General features: G+C 68.7%; 6 protein-coding genes. 5 read left to right on the plus strand and 1 reads right to left on the minus strand.

Annotated features, from left to right (window positions below; all coding sequences use genetic code 11):
* Positions 1–242: 242 nt before the first annotated feature.
* Positions 243–587: a hypothetical protein gene (locus ER13_RS16615; RefSeq protein ID WP_008260333.1), complete on the minus strand. Its 345-nt coding sequence runs from the start codon at positions 585–587 to the stop codon at positions 243–245.
* Positions 588–702: 115 nt separating this feature from the next.
* Here ER13_RS16615 and ER13_RS16620 point away from each other — a divergent pair, with 115 nt between their 5' ends.
* The 5 genes from ER13_RS16620 to ER13_RS16640 are packed head-to-tail and all read left to right on the plus strand — an operon-like array spanning position 703 to position 3,269.
* Positions 703–1,467: an electron transfer flavoprotein subunit beta/FixA family protein gene (locus ER13_RS16620; RefSeq protein WP_008259580.1), complete on the plus strand. Its 765-nt coding sequence runs from the start codon at positions 703–705 to the stop codon at positions 1,465–1,467.
* 1 nt (position 1,468) lies between these two features.
* On the plus strand, positions 1,469–2,398 hold the full coding sequence (locus ER13_RS16625) for an electron transfer flavoprotein subunit alpha/FixB family protein (protein ID WP_008261292.1): 930 nt from the start codon (positions 1,469–1,471) through the stop codon (positions 2,396–2,398).
* 7 nt (positions 2,399–2,405) lie between these two features.
* A complete protein-coding gene (locus ER13_RS16630) occupies positions 2,406–2,735 on the plus strand; it encodes a DUF6883 domain-containing protein (protein WP_035311088.1) in 330 nt (109 codons plus the stop codon).
* A gap of 5 nt (positions 2,736–2,740) precedes the next feature.
* Positions 2,741–2,971, plus strand: a complete 231-nt coding sequence (locus ER13_RS16635; RefSeq protein ID WP_008259680.1) for a DUF4926 domain-containing protein — start codon at positions 2,741–2,743, stop codon at positions 2,969–2,971.
* A gap of 4 nt (positions 2,972–2,975) precedes the next feature.
* Positions 2,976–3,269: a DUF167 domain-containing protein gene (locus ER13_RS16640; RefSeq protein WP_035311091.1), complete on the plus strand. Its 294-nt coding sequence runs from the start codon at positions 2,976–2,978 to the stop codon at positions 3,267–3,269.
* Positions 3,270–3,356 lie beyond the last annotated feature (87 nt).

Genomic DNA, 3,356 nt, shown 5'->3' on the forward strand with positions numbered 1-3,356 from the left:
AGCTGAGCGGCGCGGTAGGGGCCGCACCGTCCATACAGGACGAAAGAAGAGAGGGCGGCGTCACCTCTCCGCGCGCGAAGGCGCGTGGGGAGGACAGGTCGCGCTTGCGACCAGGCGGGGGCGACTCCGGCGGTGGGGTGGCCCCCAAGAGCGTCTGGCGCCGAGTCGCCCCCTCCTGGCGTTCGCTGACGCTCTCGCCTGTCCTCCCCGTCGGCCTTCGCCGACGGGGAGGTGAAGGGTGATCAGGTCGCCGGTCGGGCCGCCGCCAGGGCCGCCTTCTGGCGGGTGATTTCGGCGGCGCGGGCGCGGTCCTGGGCGGCGAGCTGGTCCTCGATGCGGATCAGTTCGCGGTTCTTTTCATCCGAGGCCTGGGCGCGCGAGACGCCGTTGGGGCGGCCGGTGATCTCGGCGATGGAGATGGGCTGGGCGCAGATGCGGTTGTCCATGTCGTACCATTTGCCCGCCGCCTCGCAGCGTTCGCCCGGCGCGACCCAATAGGCCTGGACCGCGAAAACCCCCGCCACGGCGACGCCGAACAGGGCGAAGAAGATCATGGCCAGGCGGGGAAAGGTCAGGAAACGCTTCATCTCAGGATCCGTTAGGCGGGTTTTGCACGGGAGCTTGACCCCGCGTTACGTTGACAGGCCTTCGCGACCGCTCCATGTCCTGCCCCTACATTCAGGCGAATTCACGGATAGACCCATGAAGGTTCTCGTCCCCGTCAAACGGGTGATCGACTATAACGTCAAGGCCCGCGTCAAGGCTGACCAGTCCGGCGTCGATCTGGCCAACGTCAAGATGAGCATGAACCCCTTCGACGAAATCGCCGTCGAAGAGGCGGTTCGTCTGAAGGAAGGCAAGGAACACCACGCCGCCGGCACGGCGACCGAGATCGTCGTGGTCTCCATCGGCGTGACCCAGGCCCAGGAAACCATCCGCACCGCCCTGGCCATGGGCGCGGATCGGGGCATCCTGATCCAGTCGGATGCGGACCTGGAGCCGCTGGCGGTCGCCAAGCTGCTGAAGGCGGTGGTCGAGGAAGAAAAGCCCGATCTGGTTCTGATGGGCAAACAGTCGATCGACGGCGACAACAACGCCGTGGGCCAGATGCTGGCCGCCCTGCTGGACTGGCCCCAGGCGACCTTCGCCGGGAAACTGGTCATCGAAGGCGGCAAGGCGACGGTGACGCGCGAGGTCGACGGCGGCCTGCAGACGCTCTCGGCGGACCTGCCGGCCGTGGTGACGGTGGACCTGCGGCTGAACACGCCGCGCTATGCGTCGCTGCCGAACATCATGAAGGCCAAGAAGAAGGAGATCGCCATGAAGGCGGTCGCCGACTACGGCGTCGATGTCGCCGACCGTCTGAAGGTCCTGAAGGTCACCGAGCCGCCGAAACGCTCGGCCGGCGTCAAGGTGGCCGATGCGGCCGAACTGGTTTCCAAGCTCAAGTCCGTGGGAGCGCTGTAATATGGCTGTCCTCGTCATCGCCGATCACGACGGTTCGACCGTTCGCGACACCACAAACAAGACCGTGACCGCCGCGCTCGCCCTGTCGTCCGATGTGGATGTTCTGGTCGTCGGGCAGGGCGTGCAGGCGGCCGCCGACGCCGCTTCGAAGATCGCCGGCGTCCGCAAGGTGCTGCTGGCCGAGAGCGCCGGCCTGGGCCACGGCCTGGCCGAGGCGGTGACGGACACCGTCCTGCCCCTGGCCGCCGGCTATGACGCCATCCTGACGCCCGCGACCACGGACGGGAAGAATTTCGCCCCCCGGATCGCCGCCAAGCTGGACGTCGCCCCGATCTCGGACATCATCGAGGTGGTGTCGGCGGATACGTTCGTGCGGCCCATCTACGCCGGCAACGCCCTGGAGACGGTCCAGTCGGCCGACGCCAAGAAGGTGATCACCGTGCGCCCGACGGCCTTCGCCGCCGCCGCTGAAGGCGGTTCGGCCGCCATCGAGAGCGTCACGGGCGCCGATGCCGCCAAGACCGCCTTCGTCTCCGAGGAAATGGTCAAGTCGGACCGCCCGGACCTGGGCGCCGCCAAGATCGTGGTCTCGGGCGGTCGCGCCCTGGGCTCGGCGGACGAGTTCCACGCCGTTCTGGAACCCCTGGCTGACAAGCTGGGCGCCGCCATCGGCGCCTCGCGCGCGGCGGTGGATGCGGGCTATGCGCCGAACGACTATCAGGTCGGCCAGACCGGCAAGGTGGTGGCCCCGGCCCTGTACATCGCCATCGGGATCTCGGGCGCCATCCAGCACCTGGCCGGGATGAAGGACTCCAAGACCATCGTCGCCATCAACAAGGACCCGGACGCCCCGATCTTCCAGGTCGCGGATTATGGCCTGGTCGGCGACTACAAGACCGTCGTGCCGGAACTGATGGCCGCCCTGGGCTGAGGCTCGAATGAGGCTGCCAGGCGGTGGGCAGGCGGTCGTTCCGGAGGGAAAGATCGAAGCCTACTGCCTGTCGGCGGACCACCCGGAAGGCCGACACAAGGCCCGGGTCTTCGCGTCCGCCCTGGGTCTGACCCGGGCGGACGCTCCCTATCTGAAACGCCGGCTTCTGGAAGCGGCCAGGGGGGCCGAGGCCGAGCCGGTCGGGACGACGCCGTTCGGGACTCTGTACCGGGTCCGCTTCATGCTAGAGTTCCGCGGTCGCACGGCGCTGATCCGCAGCGGCTGGATCGTAGGATCGGACGGGGTTCCCCGTCTGACGACCGCGATGGTGGAGTGACGACCATGATTGAGGAACTCGACGTCGTGGCCCTTCTGGCCGATCTTCCGGATCTGGGCCTGAAGAAGGGCGAGCGCGGCACGGTCGTGATGATGCTCGACCCGGCCCGCTTCCTGGCGGAGTTCGCCGACGAGAGAGGCGTGGAACGGGCGACCCCGACCCTGAGCGCCGAAGATGTCGAAGTGGTCTGGCGCGCCGCCGATCATCGCGCCCCGGATCGACGCGCCGCCGGTTGATCCCCTGTCCCGACTTCCGATCAAGCTACAGCCCGGCGCGTCCAGCGACCGGATCGACGGCTGGGACACAGATCCCGAAGGCCGGCCCGTGCTGAAGGTGCGGGTGCGCGCCCGGCCCGTGGACGGCGAGGCCAACGCCGCCCTGGTGAAATTCCTGGCCAAGGCGCTCGGGGTGTCGCGGTCCTCGGTCGTGCTGGAGCGGGGCGGGCAGTCGCGGCTGAAAATGGTCTCCGTCGAGGGGCTGGACGAGGCCGGGCTGAAGGCGCGGATCGACGCGGCCACAGGCGAGGCGGGCTGACCCCGGAGCCGCCCAGACCGCCCCGAACCGCCCAGAACCGGGTCGCCGCCGGGGCGGGGGGGGGGGGCTGTCACAGGGTCGCGGTAG

It is taken from the genome of Brevundimonas sp. EAKA (genome assembly GCF_000698025.1).
In the GTDB taxonomy this organism is placed as follows: Bacteria; Pseudomonadota; Alphaproteobacteria; order Caulobacterales; family Caulobacteraceae; genus Brevundimonas; species Brevundimonas mediterranea_A.

What these genes read in the sequence shown, in the direction of transcription:
- ER13_RS16615 (WP_008260333.1), bottom strand. Translation starts at nt 587, where the DNA reads ATGAAGCGTTTCCTGACCTTTCCCCGCCTGGCCATGATCTTCTTCGCC.
- ER13_RS16620 (WP_008259580.1), top strand. Translation starts at nt 703, where the DNA reads ATGAAGGTTCTCGTCCCCGTCAAACGGGTGATCGACTATAACGTCAAG.
- ER13_RS16625 (WP_008261292.1), top strand. Translation starts at nt 1,469, where the DNA reads ATGGCTGTCCTCGTCATCGCCGATCACGACGGTTCGACCGTTCGCGAC.
- ER13_RS16630 (WP_035311088.1), top strand. Translation starts at nt 2,406, where the DNA reads ATGAGGCTGCCAGGCGGTGGGCAGGCGGTCGTTCCGGAGGGAAAGATC.
- ER13_RS16635 (WP_008259680.1), top strand. Translation starts at nt 2,741, where the DNA reads ATGATTGAGGAACTCGACGTCGTGGCCCTTCTGGCCGATCTTCCGGAT.